Below are 15,787 nucleotides of genomic sequence, written 5' to 3'. Positions count from 1 at the left end.
TGACCACGGCGGCGGCCGGGGCGCGGGAGACCGTGCCCCGGCCGCCGCCGTCGGCGTGCGCCGCGAGCTGCCGTGCAGGCGGCGGCGCCCCGGCGCCCCGGCGCCCCGCGGGCTCGTACCATGGTCGACGTGACGAGCGACGACCCGGCCCCGGCCCCCGCCTCCGGCCTGGTGCCCGACCTCGACCCCGGCATGACCCGGGTGCGGCTCACCGTGGCCTACGACGGCACCGACTTCTCCGGGTGGAGCGAGCAGCCCGGCCGCCGCACCGTCCAGGGCGAGGTCGAGGCCGCGCTCCGCGTGCTCTTCGGCCGGCACGAGCACGTGCCCACCGTGACCGTCGCCGGCCGCACCGACGCCGGCGTCCACGCCCGCGGCCAGGTCGTCCACCTCGACCTCACGGCCGAGCAGGTCGCCCAGCTGCAGCGGCCGCACCGGGGCATGGTCGACCGCTCGCCGCTCGACGCGCCCACCGTCCTCGCGCGTCGGCTGAACGGGCTGGCGGGCGCCTCCGACGAGATCGTGGTCTCGGGGGCGCGGGTGGCGCCTCCCGGGTTCCACGCGCGCTTCGGCGCGCTGTGGCGCCGCTACGAGTACCGCATCGCCGACCGCGGGGCCGAGCGTGACCCCTCACGCCGCCGCCACACCCTCTGGTACGACCACCTGCTCGACCTCGACCTGATGAACGCGACGGCCGCGGGCCTGGTCGGCCTGCACGACTGGGCGGCGTACTGCCGCCACCGCGACTACGCGACGACGATCCGCGAGCTCCAGCACTTCACGTGGAGGCGCGAGGCCGACGGCGTGCTGGTCGCCACCGTGCAGGCGGACGCCTTCTGCCACAACCTCGTCCGCAACCTCGTCGGGGCGTGCGTCGCCGTCGGCGAGGGGTCGATGCCGGAGCACCGGGCCGTCGGGGTCCGGCGGGAGGCCGAGCGCAACGGTGAGTTCCGCGTCGTCCCCGCCACGGGGCTGACCATGGTCGAGGTCGGCTACCCGCCCGACGACGAGGTGGCGGCCCGGGTCGTGCTCACCCAGGTCAAGCGGTCGGCCGCTAGCCTCGACGGATGACCGCTCCCCGCCCCGCGACCCCCTCCGACGTCCCCGAGATGCTGCGCCTGATCGTCGAGCTGGCGGTCTACGAGAAGGAGCCGGAGGCGGTGAAGACCACCGAGGGCGACCTCCGCCGGGCGCTCTTCGCCGACGCCCCCGCCGTCTTCGCGTTCGTCGTCGACGGCGACGAGCCCGGCGAGCTCGCGGGCCTCGCCGTCTGGTTCCTGACGTTCTCGACCTGGGAGGGCGTCCACGGCATCCACCTGGAAGACCTGTACGTCGCGCCGCAGCACCGGAGCTCCGGCCACGGGCGGGCCCTCCTGACGCGCCTGGCGCAGGAGGCGACGGCTCGGGGCCTCGCCCGCGTCGAGTGGGCCGTGCTCGACTGGAACGAGCCGTCGATCGGCTTCTACCGGTCGCTCGGCGCGACGTCGATGGACGAGTGGACCACGTTCCGGCTCGACGGCCAGCCCCTGGCGGCGCTCGGCGGCGCGTGACGCCGTTTGACGGCCCCGGGCGTGTCGGGTATCGTCGACCCTTGGTGTCTGCGCAACTGCGCGCGGCGCCCGAAGTTGAGCCCTCCACCTGACTCGTTCTCGCCGTCTCTTCGGCGACAACGGCAACGGAGCGGGATCCACGAACACCTCACCTCGACCAGGAAGCAGCACTACTGTGACGCGCACTTTCTCCCCCAAGCCGGCTGACGTCCAGCCGAACTGGCTGATCATCGACGCCAACGACGTCGTCCTCGGCCGTCTGGCCAGCCACGCGGCAGCACTGCTGCGCGGCAAGCACAAGCCGACCTTCGCCCCCCACATGGACATGGGCGACTTCGTCATCATCATCAACGCCGACAAGGTGGCCCTGACCGGCTCCAAGCTGGCCGAGAAGCTCTACTACCGCCACTCCGGCTACCCGGGCGGCCTCACCGCCACCACGTACTCCGAGATGGTGGAGAAGCACCCCACGCGCGCCGTCGAGAAGGCGATCCGCGGCATGCTGCCGAAGAACTCGCTGGGCCGTGCCCAGATCAAGAAGCTGAAGGTGTACGCGGGTGCCGAGCACCCCCACGCTGCTCAGCAGCCCACGGTTCACACCCTCGACCAGGTCGCTCAGTAGCGTCCGCCTTCAGACTTAAGGACCCCCACACAGTGGCTCAGATCGCAGATTCCATCGACCAGGCTCCCGAGAGCTTCACCACGGAGAGCTCCGCTCCCGAGGCCTCGGCGACCCCCCGCGCCGTCCTCAACGTCTCCGGCTCCGCCGTCGGACGTCGCAAGGAGGCCATCGCTCGTGCCCGCCTCGTCCCCGGCTCCGGCACCTTCGTGGTCAACGGCCGCACCCTCGAGGAGTACTTCCCCAACAAGCTGCACCAGCAGCTGATCAACGACCCGTTCAAGGTGCTCGACCTGCTCGGCGCCTACGACGTGACCGTCAAGGTCACCGGCGGCGGCCCCTCCGGCCAGGCGGGCGCCCTGCGCCTCGCCATCGCCCGCACGCTGAACGAGATCGACCGCGAGAACAACCGCGCCACGCTCAAGAAGGCCGGCTTCCTCACCCGTGACGCCCGCGTCATCGAGCGCAAGAAGGCCGGTCTCAAGAAGGCCCGCAAGGCCTCGCAGTTCTCGAAGCGCTAGTCACACATCCCCACAGGCAGGTCTCGCGATGTCGCGTCTCTTCGGTACCGACGGTGTTCGGGGCCTCGCCAACCGTGAGCTGACCGCCGCGCTCGCCCTGGGCCTCGCCCAGGCGAGCGCGGTGGTGCTCACGAAGGGCCACCACGCCGACGCTCGTCGTGCTGAAGGGCGACGACCCGTCGCGGTGGTAGCCCGTGACCCCCGCATCTCGGGGGAGTTCCTGACCGCCGCCGTGTGCGCGGGCCTGGCCAGCTCCGGCGTCGACGTGCTCGACGCCGGGGTGATCCCGACCCCCGCGGCGGCGTTCCTCGTCGACGACATCGGCGCCGACTTCGGCGTGATGATCAGCGCCTCGCACAACCCGGCGCCCGACAACGGCATCAAGTTCTTCGCGTTCGGCGGCACGAAGCTGCCCGACGAGGTCGAGGACCGCATCGAGGCCGCCATGGCCGAGCCGCAGCTGATGCCCGTCGGGGGCGACGTCGGTCGCATCCGACGGTTCGCCGACGCCGAGGACCGCTACGTCCTGCACCTCCTCGGGGCCCTGCCCCACCGCCTCGACGGCCTGCACGTCGTGCTCGACTGTGCCCACGGCGCCGCCTCGGCCGTCTCGCCCGAGGTCTTCACCGACGCGGGCGCGAAGGTCACCCTGATCGGGGCCGACCCCGACGGCGTCAACATCAACGACGGCGTCGGCTCGACGCACCTCGACAACCTCGCCCGCGCCGTGCTCGAGCACGGCGCCGACGTCGGCATCGCGCACGACGGCGACGCCGACCGCTGCCTCGCGGTCGACGCGACCGGCACCGTCGTCGACGGCGACCAGATCATGGCGATCATCGCCCTGGCGCACAAGGAGCACGGGCGCCTCGCCCACGACACCCTCGTCGCGACGGTGATGAGCAACCTCGGCCTCATCCGCGCCATGGAGCAGCACGGCATCGCCGTGCGTCAGACCCGCGTCGGCGACCGCTACGTCCTGGAGGACATGAGCGCCGGCGGCTACACGCTGGGCGGCGAGCAGTCCGGCCACATCGTCTTCGGCGACCACGCCACCACCGGCGACGGCATCCTCACCGGGCTGTCGCTCGTCGCGCGCATGGCGGAGACCGGCAAGAGCCTGGCCGAGCTGGCCCGGGTGATGACGGTCTTCCCGCAGATCCTCATCAACGTCGGTGGCGTCGACCGTGAGCGTCTCGACGGCGACCAGGGCGTCGCCGACGCCGTGGCGGCCCTGGAGGCCGAGCTCGGCGACACCGGCCGCGTGCTGCTCCGCCCGTCGGGCACCGAGCCCGTCGTGCGGGTCATGGTGGAGGCCGCCGACCAGGCGACCGCCGACCGCGTCGCGCACGAGCTCGCCGACGTCGTCCGCGAGCGACTGGCGCTCTAGCGGGCCCGACCCGCGCCTCCCGCAGGCCCGGCGTCCCCGCCCCCGTGCCCGCATCGGGCACCATGGGCGCATGCTCCTCCTGCTGCCCGCCGTCGTCTTCGCGGTGCTCTACGTCGTCAGCCGCCGCCGCGACGCGCGGCGTCTGCGCAACGGCGTCTTCCTCGTCGCGGCCCTCGGCTGCCTCCTCGTGGCCGGCGTGCTCGAGGTCGCCGCGACCGGGCCCGCCCAGCAGAGCGCCGTCCTGCTCGGCGTCGTGGTCGCCGGCCTGCTCGTCGTGGTGCTCGCGCTCTTCCTGCTCGGCAACGGCGTCACCATGCTGCGCTCCGAGGGGCGCAGCCTCGGCAATCTGCTGTCGCTGCTGGCGGGCGTCGCCATCCTGCTCGTGCCGGTCGCGGCGGCCGCGCTGGTCTTCGGGCCCGACGTCGCCGAGCTGCCGGGGCCGGTCGGGGTCGTCCTCGTCGCCCTGGGAGTCCTCCTCGTCTTCGTCGCGGGGTACGCGGCCGCGACCTTCGCCGCGTTCGGGCTCTACTCGCTGGTCTACAGCCGCTACCGCCACACGCGCACGCCCGCGACGGTGGTCGTGCTCGGCTCCGGCCTGGTCCGCGGCGAGGTGCCGCCGCTCCTGCGCAGCCGTCTCGACAAGGCGCTCTCGGTCTACCGCTCCGTGCCCGGCACCGCCGCGAGGCCGCTGCTCGTGCCGTCGGGCGGCCAGGGCTCCGACGAGCCGCGCGCCGAGGGCGACGCCATGGCCGAGTACCTCCTCGCGCAGGGGGCCGACCCCGCCGACGTCCGGCCCGAGACCGCCTCGACGAGCACCCGCGAGAACCTGCTCTACTCGCGCGAGGTGCAGCGCGACGCGGGGCGGGACGGCAGCACCCTCGTGGTGACGAACGACTACCACGTGCTGCGGGCCGCCCTGCTGGCCCGGTCGATCGGCAGCGACGCCCAGGTGGTGGGCTCGCCGACGGCCGCGTACTACGTGCCGAGCGCCTTCCTCCGCGAGTACGTCGCGATCATGGTCGAGCACCGCCGGCTCAACGCGGTGGCGGTGGCGGTGGCGGTCGCCCTGGTGGGCCTCACCGCCGTCTGGTCGCTGCTGCCCGTGTGAGCCGACCCGCGCCTCCCGGGCTCCGGCCGCCGAGGAGTCGCGGTGGCCGCACCGCAGGCCCGCTCAGATCTTGCGGAGCAGCACCGAGCTCACCGCGTGGTCCGCCGCCTTGCGCAGCACCAGGGTCGCCCGCGACCGCGTCGGCAGCACGTTCTCGACGAGGTTCGGCTCGTTCACCGACCGCCAGACGCCGGACGCGAGGGCGCGCGCCTCCGCCTCGTCCATGCCGGCGAAGCGGTGGAAGAACGAGCGCTCCTGGGTGAAGGCGCCCTTCTGCAGGGCGAGGAACCTCTCGACGAACCACGACTCGATGTCGCTCGTGCGGGCGTCGACGTAGATCGTGAAGTCGAACAGGTCGCTGAGGGCGAGACGGCCGGGGGTCGGCGGCTGCAGCACGTTCAGGCCCTCGACGATGAGGATGTCGGGGCGCCGCACCACGACCTCGGCCCCCGGCATGATGTCGTAGCTGGTGTGCGAGTAGAACGGCGCCCGCACCTCCTCCGCCCCGCTCTTGACCTGCGAGACGAACCGCAGCAGGTGCCGGCGGTCGTACGACTCGGGGAACCCCTTGCGGTCGGTGAGGCCGCGGCGCTCGAGCTCGGCGTTCGGGTAGAGGAAGCCGTCGGTCGTGACGAGCTCCACGCGGGGGGTGTCGTCCCAGCGGCTGAGCAGCTCGCGCAGCAGACGGGCGACCGTCGACTTGCCGACGGCCACCGAGCCGGCGACGCCGATCACGAAGGGCGTGCGCTGGGCGCGCTCGCCGAGGAAGTCGCTGGTCGCCCGGTGCAGGTTGCGGGCGCCCGCGGCGTAGAGGTTGAGGAGGCGGCTGAGCGGCACGTAGACGTCCTGCACCTCGCGCATGTCGAGCCGGTCACCGAGGCCCCGCAGCTGCACGATCTCGGTCTCGGTGAGCGGCAGGCGCGTCGCGGGGGCGAGGTCGGCCCAGGCGTCGCGCCCGATCTCGACGAACGGGGTGGCGTGCGTCGGCGCGTGGGGAGCGTGTGCGGCGTGCGCGGCCTGGCCCGGCGCGGGGGTCGTCGTCGACGGAGGGGCTTCGGCCATGACGGCGAGGCTACCCGGTCGGGCGCGCGGGACGACCGCACAGGAGGCGCGGACGGGACCGCATAGGATCGGTCGCATGTGTGGAATCGTGGGTTACGTCGGCGCCTCGGGCGTCGGCGAGAAGAGCATCGAGGTCCTGCTGGGCGGGCTCAAGCGCCTCGAGTACCGCGGCTACGACTCGGCCGGCGTGGCCGTCGTCGACGCGGCGGGCCAGCTGGGCACGCGCAAGCGCGCCGGCAAGCTCAAGGTGCTGGTCGACGACCTCGAGGCCGAGCCGCTGACCGACGGGGCGACCGGCATCGGGCACACCCGCTGGGCCACCCACGGCGGCCCGACCGACGCGAACGCGCACCCGCACCTCTCCGACGGCGGGCGCCTCGCGCTGATCCACAACGGCATCATCGAGAACTTCTCCGACCTCAAGGCCGAGCTGCTCGCCGAGGGCGTCGAGTTCTCGAGCGAGACCGACTCCGAGGTCGCGGCCCACCTGGTCGCCCGTGCCTACCGCGCCTCCGGCGACCTGACCGAGGCCCTCCGCGTGGTCGTCAACACGCTCGACGGCGCCTTCACGCTGCTCGTCGTCCACGCCGACCAGCCCGGGGTCGTCGTCGGCGCCCGCCGCAACAGCCCGCTCGTCGTCGGGCTCGGCGAGGGCGAGAACTTCCTCGGCAGCGACGTCGCCGCGTTCGTCGCCCACACCCGCCGCGCCATGTCGATCGGGCAGGACCAGATCGTGACGATCCGCCCCGACTCGGTCGACGTCGTCGACTTCGAGGGCGCGCCGGTCGAGACCAGCACCTTCGAGGTCGACTGGGACGCCTCGGCCGCCGAGAAGGGCGGCTGGTCGAGCTTCATGGCGAAGGAGATCAGCGAGGAGCCCGAGGCCGTCGCCAACACCCTCCTCGGCCGCGTGCACGACGGCGCCGTCACCCTCACCGACCTCGACGGCGTGCGCGACCGCCTCCTCACCGTCGACCGCGTGATCGTGATCGCCTGCGGCACGGCCGCCTACGCGGGGATCCTCGGCAAGTACGCCATCGAGCAGTGGGCCCGCGTGCCCGTCGAGGTCGAGCTCGCGCACGAGTTCCGCTACCGCGACCCGGTGCTCGACGAGAAGACCCTCGTCGTCTCGATCAGCCAGTCCGGCGAGACGATGGACACGCTGATGGCGGTCAAGTACGCCCGCGAGCAGGGCGCGCAGGTGCTGTCGATCTGCAACACGCAGGGCTCCACCATCCCCCGCGAGAGCGACGCCGTCATCTACACGCACGCCGGTCCGGAGGTCGCCGTCGCGTCGACGAAGGCGTTCGTCGCGCAGGGCACTGCACTGTTCCTCCTCGGCCTGCACCTCGCGACCCTGCGTGGCACCCTGACCGCCGAGCAGATCGCCGATCAGGTCACCGACCTCCAGGCCGTGCCCGACAAGATCCGCAAGGTGCTCGAGTCGTCCGAGCGCATCGCGACCCTGGCGCGCTGGATGGCCGACACCCGGTCCGTCCTCTTCCTGGGCCGCCACGTCGGCTACCCGATCGCCCTCGAGGGGGCGCTCAAGCTCAAGGAGCTCGCCTACATCCACGCCGAGGGCTTCGCCGCCGGCGAGCTGAAGCACGGGCCGATCGCCCTGATCGAGCCCGGCCAGATCGTCTTCGTGATCGTGCCGAGCCCGCGCGACCCGCGGTCGCTGCACCCCAAGGTCGTCTCGAACATCCAGGAGATCCGCGCGCGCGGCGCCCGCGTCATCGCGATCGCGGAGGAGGGCGACGCCGCGGTGCTGCCCTTCGCCGACGAGGTGCTGCACATCCCGCTCGCGGCCCCGCTCTTCGAGCCCCTGCTCTCGGTGGTGCCGCTGCACGTCTTCGGCATGGAGCTGGCCGCGGCCAAGGGCCTCGACGTCGACCAGCCGCGCAACCTCGCCAAGTCGGTCACGGTCGAGTAGGGCACCCGGCCGCATGAGCACCCGCGCCCGCCCGTGATCGTCGGCATCGGGGTCGACGTCGTCGACCTCGAGCGCTTCGAGCGTTCGCTGGAGCGCACCGGCGCGCTCGCCGCCCGGCTCTTCGGCGACGCCGAGAGGGTGCTCGCCGACGGCAGCCCCCGACCGGTGCGGTCGCTCGCGGCCCGGTTCGCCGCCAAGGAGGCGCTGATCAAGGCCCTCGGCGGGTCGACCGGCGTGCGGTGGCACGACATCGTGGTCGTCTCCGACGCGAGCGGCGCCCCCTCGCTCCGGCTGACCGGGGGAGCGCGGTCGCTGGCGGAGTCGCGGGGCGCGACGCGCCTCCACCTCTCGCTGAGCCACGACGGGGGAGTCGCCGTGGCCTACGTGGTGGCCGAGACCGACCAGCGTGCCCCGCAGAACCAGCCCCCGGTGCACGAGCCCCCGGAGCACCAGCCCCCGCAGCACGAGCCCCCGCAGCACGACCACCGCCCGACCCAGACCGCCGAGACCGAGACAGGAGCCGACGCGTGACGCAGGACATCCGGGTGACCATCGACACCGCCGCCCTGCGGCACAACGTCGCGACCCTGAAGGCCGCGGTGGCGCCGGCCCGCGTGATGGCCGTGGTGAAGGCCAACGCCTACGGGCACGGCGCCGTGGAGTGCGCCCGCGCTTTCGTCGACGCCGGCGTCGACTGGCTCGGCGTCGCCGATCTCGACGAGGCCGTCGAGCTCCGGGAGGCCGGGGTCACGGCCCCGGTGCTCGCCTGGCTGCACGCTCCCGGCGAGACCTTCGAGCGTGCCGCCGCCCACGACGTCACGCCCGCCGTCTCCGACGTCGCGCAGCTCGAGGCCGCGGCGGCGGCCGGGGTCCGGGCCGTGCACCTCTGCGTCGACACCGGCCTCAGCCGCAACGGCGCCGTGGCCGCGGAGTGGCCCGAGTTCTTCGCCCGCGCCGCGGCGCTCGCCGACCGCCTGCCGGTCGAGGGCGTGATGACCCACCTGTCGAACGCCTCCCCGGAGGAGGACGGCGCGCAGGTCGCCGCCTTCCTCTCCGCGATCGAGACGCTCGGGGGGCTGGGGCTCGAGCCGCGCCTCCGGCACGTCGCCGCCTCGGCCGCGGCCCTGCACTTCGCCGACGTGGGCCAGGGGCCCGTCGACATGGTGCGGTTCGGGCTCGCCGCCTACGGGCTCAGCCCCTTCCCCGACCGCCGCGCGGCCGACCTCGGGCTGCGCCCGGCGCTGACGATGCGCGCGCCCGTGACGACCGTCAAGCGGGTGCCCGCGGGCGAGGGCGTCTCGTACGGCTACGTCTTCCGGCCCGAGCGCGACACGACCATCGCCATCGTGCCGGTCGGGTACTCCGACGGCGTCGACCGTGCCGCCAGCGACCGCGCCTCCGTCACGATCGGGCAGCGCACCTACCGGGTGCGCGGCCGGATCGCGATGAACGCCCTCGTCATCGACGTCGGCGACGACCCGGTCGAGGTGGGCGACGAGGTCGTGCTGTTCGGCGACCCCGCCCTCGGGCACCAGGGCGCGGAGGACTGGGCCCGGGCCTTCGACGGCATCACCTACGAGGTCGTCGCGTCGCTGTCGGCCCGCCTCCCGAGGAGCTACGCATGACCGGCACCGCCCCCGAGACCGGCACCGCCCCCGAGACCGGCACCGCCCCCGAGACCGGCCCCGCGCCCGTCGCGGCGCGCCCCGCGGCCGGGTACCTCCGCCGCGCGACGATCGACCTCGCCGCCTACCGGGCGAACCTCACCTCGCTGATCGAGCGCATGGCCCCGGTCGAGGTGCTCGCGATCGTCAAGGCGGACGCCTACTCGCTCGGCGTGGACGTGCTGGTGCCCGAGGCGCTCGCCGCGGGCATCCGCTGGTTCGGCACCGTCGAGCCGGAGCCGGCGTACCGCCTGCGGCGCGAGGGCGTCGGCGACGACGCCTCGTACTTCGCCTGGCAGCTCGGCCCCGACGAGGACTGGGACGCCGCGGTGCGGCTGCGCGTCGACCTCGGCGTCTCGACCCTCGAGCAGCTCGAGGCGTTCGCCGCCGCCGCCCGGGCCGCCGGCCCCGGCCACGAGGCCCTCGTGCACCTCACGATCGACACCGGCCTGCACCGCGAGGGCTGCCTGCCCGCCGACTGGGCCGAGTTCGTCACCCGAGCCGTCGAGCTACGCGACGAGGGCGTCGTGCGCCTCCGGGGCTGCTTCTCGCACGTGTCGGAGACCAGCGAGGCCGACGACCACGCCGCCTCCCTCGTCTTCCGCCGCGCCCTCGACGACGCCGCCGCCCTCGGCGCGACCTTCGAGAAGCGCCACATGTCGTCGAGCTCGGCGGGCATGGAGCACCCCGAGCGCCGCTTCGACATGGTGCGCATGGGCTCGAACGGCTACGGCAACCCGGTCACCGAGGGCGTGACGGCCGCCGACCGCGGCCTCCGCCCCGTGCTGACGGTGAGCGCGTGCGTCGTCCGCGTCAAGCGCGTGCCCGCCGGCACGGGCGTCTCGTACGACTACACCTGGCGGGCGCCGCACGACACGACCCTCGCCCTCGTGCCGATCGGCTACGCCGACGGCGTCAGCCGCCGGGCCCAGCACGGCGTCGAGGTGACCATCGCGGGTCGCCGCCACCCGATCGTCGGCCGGGTCGCGATGGACCAGTTCCTCGTCGACGTCGGCGACCACGACGTGGCGGTGGGCGACGAGGTCGTGCTCTTCGGCCCCGGCGACCGCGGCGAGCTCACCATCGGCGAGTGGGCCGACCTGACGGGCAGCGTGCCCGAGGAGGTCTCGTGCCGCATCGGCGCCCGGGTCGAGCGGGTGTACACGGGCGGTCGCGCGTGACCGACGACGCGGCCCCGGTCGACGAGGGGCGAGCGCTCTTCGCGGGCGCCGTCGTCGACACCGACGCCATGGAGTCGCTCGGCCGTCGCCTGGCCGGCCTCCTGCGGGCGGGCGACCTGCTGGTGCTGACGGGGCCGCTCGGCGCCGGCAAGACCACGCTGACCCGCGGCCTCGGCGAGGGCCTGCACGTGCGGGGCCAGGTCGCCAGCCCCACCTTCGTGCTCGCCCGCACGCACCCCAGCGAGTCGGGCGTGCCCCTCGTGCACGTCGACGCCTACCGCCTCGGCGGCGCGGCCGAGCTCGACGACCTCGACCTCGACTACGAGGGCTCGGTGGTCGTCGTCGAGTGGGGCGCCGGGCTGCTCGACGGAGTCGCCGACTCGTGGCTCGACGTCGTGATCGAACGGCCGACGGGCGCCGGAGGCGGGGTGCCGGTCGCCGAGGACGCGCTCGCCGACGAGGCGCTCGCCGACGACGTGGCCGCCGCCGACGACGTCCACGACGAGCCGCGCCGCGTCACGGTCACCGCGCACGGCCCGCGCTGGGCCGGGGTCACGCTCCCGACGAGCTGAAGGCCTGGGCGCCGAGCACCCCGAGCAGGCGGAGCGACTCCGCCGCCGTCGTGCCCGCCCGCGGCGTCAGCACGAGCAGCACCTGGGCCTGGTTCTCGGTGAAGAGGGCCTGGCAGTCGACCTCGATCTCGCCGACCTCCGGGTGCCACAGCGTCTTGTGGTCGTCGAAGCGGGTGACGACCTCCTGCAGGCGCCAGAGCTCGGCGAACTCCGGGCTGACCCGGAGCAGGCTCTCGACGACGCGCACCGCCAGGGGGTCGGGGTCGGCCGACGCGGTCGCGACCCGCAGCTGGGCGACCTGGAGGCGGGCCTGCCGGGGCTGCTCGCGCTCCGGGTACGGGCGCCGCGCCTCCGGCCGGGCGAACCAGCGGTGCACGGCGCTGCGGTCGAGTCCCGCACGGGCCATGTGGTCACCGAAGAGCGAGGTCGCGAGCCGGTTCTGGGCGAGGGTCTCGCCGGCCTCGGTGATCACGAGGGCGGGGGAGTCGTCGAGCCGGTCGAGCACCCGCATCAGCCCCGGGCTGACGTGCGGCGTGTGGCGGGCGCGGCGGGGCACGGCCTGGCCGGCGAGGCGGTACAGGTGGTCGCGCTCGTCGAGGCCGAGGCGGAGCCCCCGGGCGATGGCGGCGAGCATCTGGTCGGACGGCTGCGGGCCGCGCTGCTGCTCGAGCCGCGACCAGTAGTCCGTCGACATGCCGACGAGCCCGGCGATCTCCTCGCGGCGCAGCCCCGCGGTGCGTCGTCGGGCCCCTGCGGGTAGCCCCACGTCGGCGGGCTGCAGGTGCTCACGGCGGTGGCGGAGGAAGTCGGCGAGCCCGGAGCGGTCCATGCCGCCATCCTGCCGTGGTCGGCGCCCGCCAGCCAGGGAGCGCCGCTCCCCCGACCGGTGCTCCCTTCCCTCCCCGGTGCTGACGGAGGAGGGTCGTCGTGGGCGCCCCGACGGCGCCCGTCACCCCGAGAACCCCCTCACCGCCCTGGAGGCACCGTGAAGACCACCGGCAACACCGTCCTGATCACCGGCGCGACCTCGGGCATCGGCCGCGGCCTGGCCGAGCGCCTGCACGCCCGCGGCGACACCGTCGTCGTGGGCGGTCGCCGCCGCGCCCTGCTCGACGAGATCGTCGCCGCGAACCCCGGCATGTCGTCGGTCGTCGTCGACGTCGCCGACCCCGCCTCGATCGCGGCCGCCGCCGAGAGCGTCACGCGCGACCACCCCGCCCTGGACGTCGTCGTGACGATGGCCGGCATCATGCTGCCCGAGGACCTCCGCGACCCCGCCCACCTCGAGACCGCCGAGGCGACGGTGGTGACGAACCTGCTCGGCACCATCCGGACGACGACGGCGTTCGCGCCCTTCCTGGCCGCGAAGCCCGACGGCGTGCTCGTGACGGTCTCGTCGGGCCTCGCCAGCGTGCCGCTGCCGGCTGCGCCGACCTACTCGGCGACGAAGGCGGCCGTGCACTCGTTCACGCAGAGCCTCCGGGTGCAGTGGGCCGACACCCCGCTGCAGGTCGTCGAGCTCGTGCCGCCCGCGGTGCAGACGACCCTGATGGGCCAGTCGGACGACCCGAACGCCATGCCGCTCGACGAGTACCTCGACGAGACGATGCGCGTCCTCACCGAGCAGCCCGACGTCGAGGAGGTCCTGGTCGACCGCGTCCGCTTCCTCCGCGACGCCGAGGCGGAGGGGCGGCACGCGGACGTGCTGCGCGTGCTCAGCGCGCACTGACGCGGCGCCGGCTCGCCCCGGGCCTCGGGGCGGCGGTCCGCCTCGTCGACGGGGGAGGCCCCGGGGAGGCGCGGGCCGCCTCCCCGGGACCGCGTACGATCGGTGCGTGATCCTGGCCATCGACACCTCCGCCGGCTCGGCCGTCGCCGTGGTCGACCGCGACGGCGGCGTGCTCGCCGAGTGCGCGGTCGCCGACACCCGGCGGCACGCCGAGGTGATCGGCACCCTGATCGACGAGGCCCTCCGGGCCGCGGGCGTCGAGCCCTCGCGCCTGAGCGCGGTCGTCGCCGGCGTCGGCCCCGGGCCGTTCACCGGGCTGCGGGTCGGCATCGTCGCCGCGCGCGCCTTCGCCTTCGGCGCCGGGGTGCCCTGCCTCGCGGTCGGCAGCCACGACGCGGTCGCCTTCGAGCGGCTCTCGGCGGAGGCCGGGCGCGACGTCGCCGAGGCCGGCGGCCGCCTCGACGCGCCCCTCGTCGTCGTCACCGACGCCCGCCGCCGCGAGGTGGCCTGGAGCGCGTGGGCCGGGCTCGACGACGACGGCCTGCCCGTGCTGCTCGACGGGCCCGCGCTGGTGCGCCCGGCCGACCTCGACGACGCGACGGGCGCCTCCTCGGGGTCGCCCCGCACCGACCCCGACGCGACCGTGGTCTCGGCGGCGGCCCTCGGCATGCTCGCCGAGCGCCTGTTCGAGCACGGCCGCGCCTTCGCGGCGCCCGAGCCGCTCTACCTCCGCGAGCCCGACGTGACGCCCTCGGCAGGGCCGAAGCCGGTCGGCCGGTGAGCTGGCGGCTGCGCCGGGCCGACGTCGACGACCTCGACGCGGTCATGGCGATCGAGACGTCGGTCTTCGCCACCGACGCGTGGTCGCGGAGCGGCATGGCGCACGAGCTCGCGTCGCGCGACGGCTACTACCTCGTCGCCACTCCCGAGGCCGACGACACCGTCGTCGAGGGTTACGCCGGGCTGCTCTCGCTGCCCGGGGCCCCCGACGCCGACGTGCAGACCATCGCGGTCGTCCCTGCCGCGCGCGGCCGCGGCCTGGGGCGCACCCTGCTGACCCAGCTCGTCGCCGAGGCCCGGCGGCGCGGCGCCCGCGAGGTCTTCCTGGAGGTGCGAGCCGACAACCCGGGAGCGCAGCACCTCTACGAGACCGCCGGCTTCGAGGCCATCGCCGTCCGCCCCCGCTACTACATGCCCGACGGCGTCGACGCCGTCGTGATGCGCCTGACCGTTCCGCCGACCGAGACCCGGCCGGCCGCGACCGAGAGCGAGCCGACCCCGTGACCGCCACCACCGCCTCCCCGGCACCGTCCGTCGCGCCCGCAGCCGCGTCCGGCGACTCGGGCCCGCTCGTGCTCGGCATCGAGACCAGCTGCGACGAGACCGGCGTGGGCATCGTGCGCGGCACGACCCTGCTCGCCAACGTCATCTCGTCGTCGATGGACGAGCACGCCCGGTACGGCGGCGTCGTGCCCGAGGTCGCGGCCCGCGCCCACCTCGAGGCGATGGAGCCGGCCCTGCGCGCCGCGCTCGCCGAGGCCGACGTCACCCTCGACCAGCTCGACGCGATCGCCGTCACGAGCGGCCCCGGTCTCGCCGGGGCCCTGATGGTCGGCGTCGGCGCGGCTAAGGCCCTCGCGCTCGCCACCGGCACGCCGCTCTACGCCGTCAACCACCTCGTGGGCCACGTCGGCGCCGACGTGCTGCGCGAGGACGGCAGCGACCTCGAGCTGCCGACGATCGCGCTCCTCGTCTCGGGCGGCCACACCTCGCTGCTGCACGTGCGCGACCTCGTCGACGACGTCGAGCTGCTCGGCGAGACCATCGACGACGCTGCGGGCGAGGCCTTCGACAAGGTCGCCCGCCTGCTCGGCCTGCCCTACCCCGGCGGGCCGCAGATCGACCGGGTGGCCGCCGAGGGCGACCCCGCGGCGATCCGGTTCCCGCGCGGGCTGACCCTCCCGAAGGACCTCGTGCGGCACCGGTACGACTTCTCGTTCTCGGGGCTGAAGACCGCGGTCGCCCGTTGGGTCGAGCGTCGTCGCGACGAGGGGCTCGAGGTGCCCGTGGCCGACGTGGCCGCGAGCTTCCGCGAGGCCGTCGCCGACGTGCTCCTCACGAAGGCCCTCGCCGCGTGCGCCGACCGGGGCGTGCCGCGGCTGCTGCTCGGCGGCGGGGTCGTCGCCAACGCCCGGGTCCGCGCGCTGGCGGCCGAGCGCTGCGCGGCGGCGGGCGTCGAGCTGCGCGTGCCCCCGCTCTCGCTCTGCACCGACAACGGGGCGATGATCGCCGCACTGGGGGCCCAGCTGGTGGCCCGCGGTCACGCGCCCTCGCCGCTCGACTTCGACGCCGACTCGACGCTGCCGGTCACCGTGGTGCAGGCGGTCTGAGCCGGGGCCGCTGCCGGTAGCATCGAGCGGACCAGACCACCGGCACGAGCCGGGCGCACGACGAG

16 protein-coding genes and 1 pseudogene are annotated in these 15,787 nt (G+C 74.5%); 15 read left to right on the top strand and 2 right to left on the bottom strand.

The window, feature by feature from the left end:
- Positions 1-120 precede the first annotated feature (120 nt).
- The 6 genes from IFT45_RS03335 (at position 121) to IFT45_RS03310 (ending at position 5,188) form a co-directional block, all read left to right on the top strand.
- Positions 121-1,071: a tRNA pseudouridine(38-40) synthase TruA gene (locus IFT45_RS03335; protein ID WP_370543621.1), complete on the top strand. Its 951-nt coding sequence runs from the start codon at positions 121-123 to the stop codon at positions 1,069-1,071.
- Positions 1,068-1,550, top strand: a complete 483-nt coding sequence (locus IFT45_RS03330) for a GNAT family N-acetyltransferase (RefSeq protein ID WP_192126657.1) — start codon at positions 1,068-1,070, stop codon at positions 1,548-1,550. Before IFT45_RS03335 ends, IFT45_RS03330 begins: the two co-directional genes overlap by 4 nt.
- Before the next feature lie 175 nt (positions 1,551-1,725).
- Positions 1,726-2,172 carry a 50S ribosomal protein L13 gene (gene rplM, locus IFT45_RS03325; RefSeq protein ID WP_056057329.1) on the top strand — a complete coding sequence of 149 codons (447 nt, stop codon included), beginning with the start codon at positions 1,726-1,728 and terminating at the stop codon, positions 2,170-2,172.
- 32 nt (positions 2,173-2,204) lie between these two features.
- Entirely contained in the window at positions 2,205-2,690 is a 486-nt protein-coding gene (gene rpsI, locus IFT45_RS03320; protein WP_082514606.1) for a 30S ribosomal protein S9, read from the top strand.
- Between the two features lie 28 nt (positions 2,691-2,718).
- Positions 2,719-4,080: a phosphoglucosamine mutase gene (gene glmM / locus IFT45_RS03315; protein WP_185233871.1), complete on the top strand. Its 1,362-nt coding sequence runs from the start codon at positions 2,719-2,721 to the stop codon at positions 4,078-4,080.
- Positions 4,081-4,150: 70 nt separating this feature from the next.
- Positions 4,151-5,188: a YdcF family protein gene (locus tag IFT45_RS03310; RefSeq protein ID WP_192126655.1), complete on the top strand. Its 1,038-nt coding sequence runs from the start codon at positions 4,151-4,153 to the stop codon at positions 5,186-5,188.
- Between the two features lie 63 nt (positions 5,189-5,251).
- Here IFT45_RS03310 and coaA read toward each other — a convergent pair whose 3' ends face one another.
- Positions 5,252-6,250, bottom strand: a complete 999-nt coding sequence (gene coaA, locus IFT45_RS03305) for a type I pantothenate kinase (protein ID WP_192126653.1) — start codon at positions 6,248-6,250, stop codon at positions 5,252-5,254.
- A 76-nt stretch (positions 6,251-6,326) separates the two neighbouring features.
- On the opposite strand from coaA, the gene glmS reads away from it, so the two are divergent.
- The 5 genes and pseudogenes from glmS (at position 6,327) to tsaE (ending at position 11,603) form a co-directional block, all read left to right on the top strand.
- Positions 6,327-8,186, top strand: a complete 1,860-nt coding sequence (glmS, locus tag IFT45_RS03300; protein ID WP_192126650.1) for a glutamine--fructose-6-phosphate transaminase (isomerizing) — start codon at positions 6,327-6,329, stop codon at positions 8,184-8,186.
- A gap of 33 nt (positions 8,187-8,219) precedes the next feature.
- A pseudogene (locus tag IFT45_RS16925) lies at positions 8,220-8,588 on the top strand (holo-ACP synthase); the annotation flags it as partial.
- A gap of 125 nt (positions 8,589-8,713) precedes the next feature.
- Positions 8,714-9,811: an alanine racemase gene (gene alr / locus IFT45_RS03290; protein ID WP_192126648.1), complete on the top strand. Its 1,098-nt coding sequence runs from the start codon at positions 8,714-8,716 to the stop codon at positions 9,809-9,811.
- Positions 9,808-11,031 (top strand): alanine racemase, encoded by a 1,224-nt coding sequence (gene alr / locus IFT45_RS03285; protein ID WP_192126646.1) that lies wholly within the window; start codon positions 9,808-9,810, stop codon positions 11,029-11,031. Before alr (IFT45_RS03290) ends, alr (IFT45_RS03285) begins: the two co-directional genes overlap by 4 nt.
- Before the next feature lie 68 nt (positions 11,032-11,099).
- On the top strand, positions 11,100-11,603 hold the full coding sequence (gene tsaE / locus IFT45_RS03280) for a tRNA (adenosine(37)-N6)-threonylcarbamoyltransferase complex ATPase subunit type 1 TsaE (protein ID WP_192046768.1): 504 nt from the start codon (positions 11,100-11,102) through the stop codon (positions 11,601-11,603).
- On the opposite strand, the gene IFT45_RS03275 is transcribed toward tsaE, so the two are convergent.
- Positions 11,584-12,432, bottom strand: coding sequence for a helix-turn-helix transcriptional regulator (locus IFT45_RS03275; protein WP_192126645.1), 849 nt, complete (start codon positions 12,430-12,432; stop codon positions 11,584-11,586). The genes tsaE and IFT45_RS03275 overlap by 20 nt on opposite strands.
- 156 nt (positions 12,433-12,588) lie before the next feature.
- On the opposite strand from IFT45_RS03275, the gene IFT45_RS03270 reads away from it, so the two are divergent.
- From IFT45_RS03270 to tsaD, 4 genes are all read left to right on the top strand, one after another.
- Positions 12,589-13,332 (top strand): SDR family NAD(P)-dependent oxidoreductase, encoded by a 744-nt coding sequence (locus IFT45_RS03270; protein ID WP_192126643.1) that lies wholly within the window; start codon positions 12,589-12,591, stop codon positions 13,330-13,332.
- Positions 13,333-13,438: 106 nt separating this feature from the next.
- Positions 13,439-14,113, top strand: coding sequence for a tRNA (adenosine(37)-N6)-threonylcarbamoyltransferase complex dimerization subunit type 1 TsaB (gene tsaB / locus IFT45_RS03265; RefSeq protein ID WP_192126641.1), 675 nt, complete (start codon positions 13,439-13,441; stop codon positions 14,111-14,113).
- On the top strand, positions 14,110-14,616 hold the full coding sequence (gene rimI / locus IFT45_RS03260; protein ID WP_056057304.1) for a ribosomal protein S18-alanine N-acetyltransferase: 507 nt from the start codon (positions 14,110-14,112) through the stop codon (positions 14,614-14,616). Before tsaB ends, rimI begins: the two co-directional genes overlap by 4 nt.
- A 68-nt stretch (positions 14,617-14,684) precedes the next feature.
- Positions 14,685-15,722, top strand: a complete 1,038-nt coding sequence (tsaD, locus tag IFT45_RS03255; RefSeq protein WP_192126791.1) for a tRNA (adenosine(37)-N6)-threonylcarbamoyltransferase complex transferase subunit TsaD — start codon at positions 14,685-14,687, stop codon at positions 15,720-15,722.
- The last annotated feature ends 65 nt before the right edge of the window (positions 15,723-15,787 follow it).

It is taken from the genome of Frigoribacterium sp. CFBP 13707 (genome assembly GCF_014842245.1).
Lineage (GTDB): Bacteria > Actinomycetota > Actinomycetes > Actinomycetales > Microbacteriaceae > Frigoribacterium > Frigoribacterium endophyticum.
This window is presented reverse-complemented; position numbering and strand designations above follow the sequence as displayed.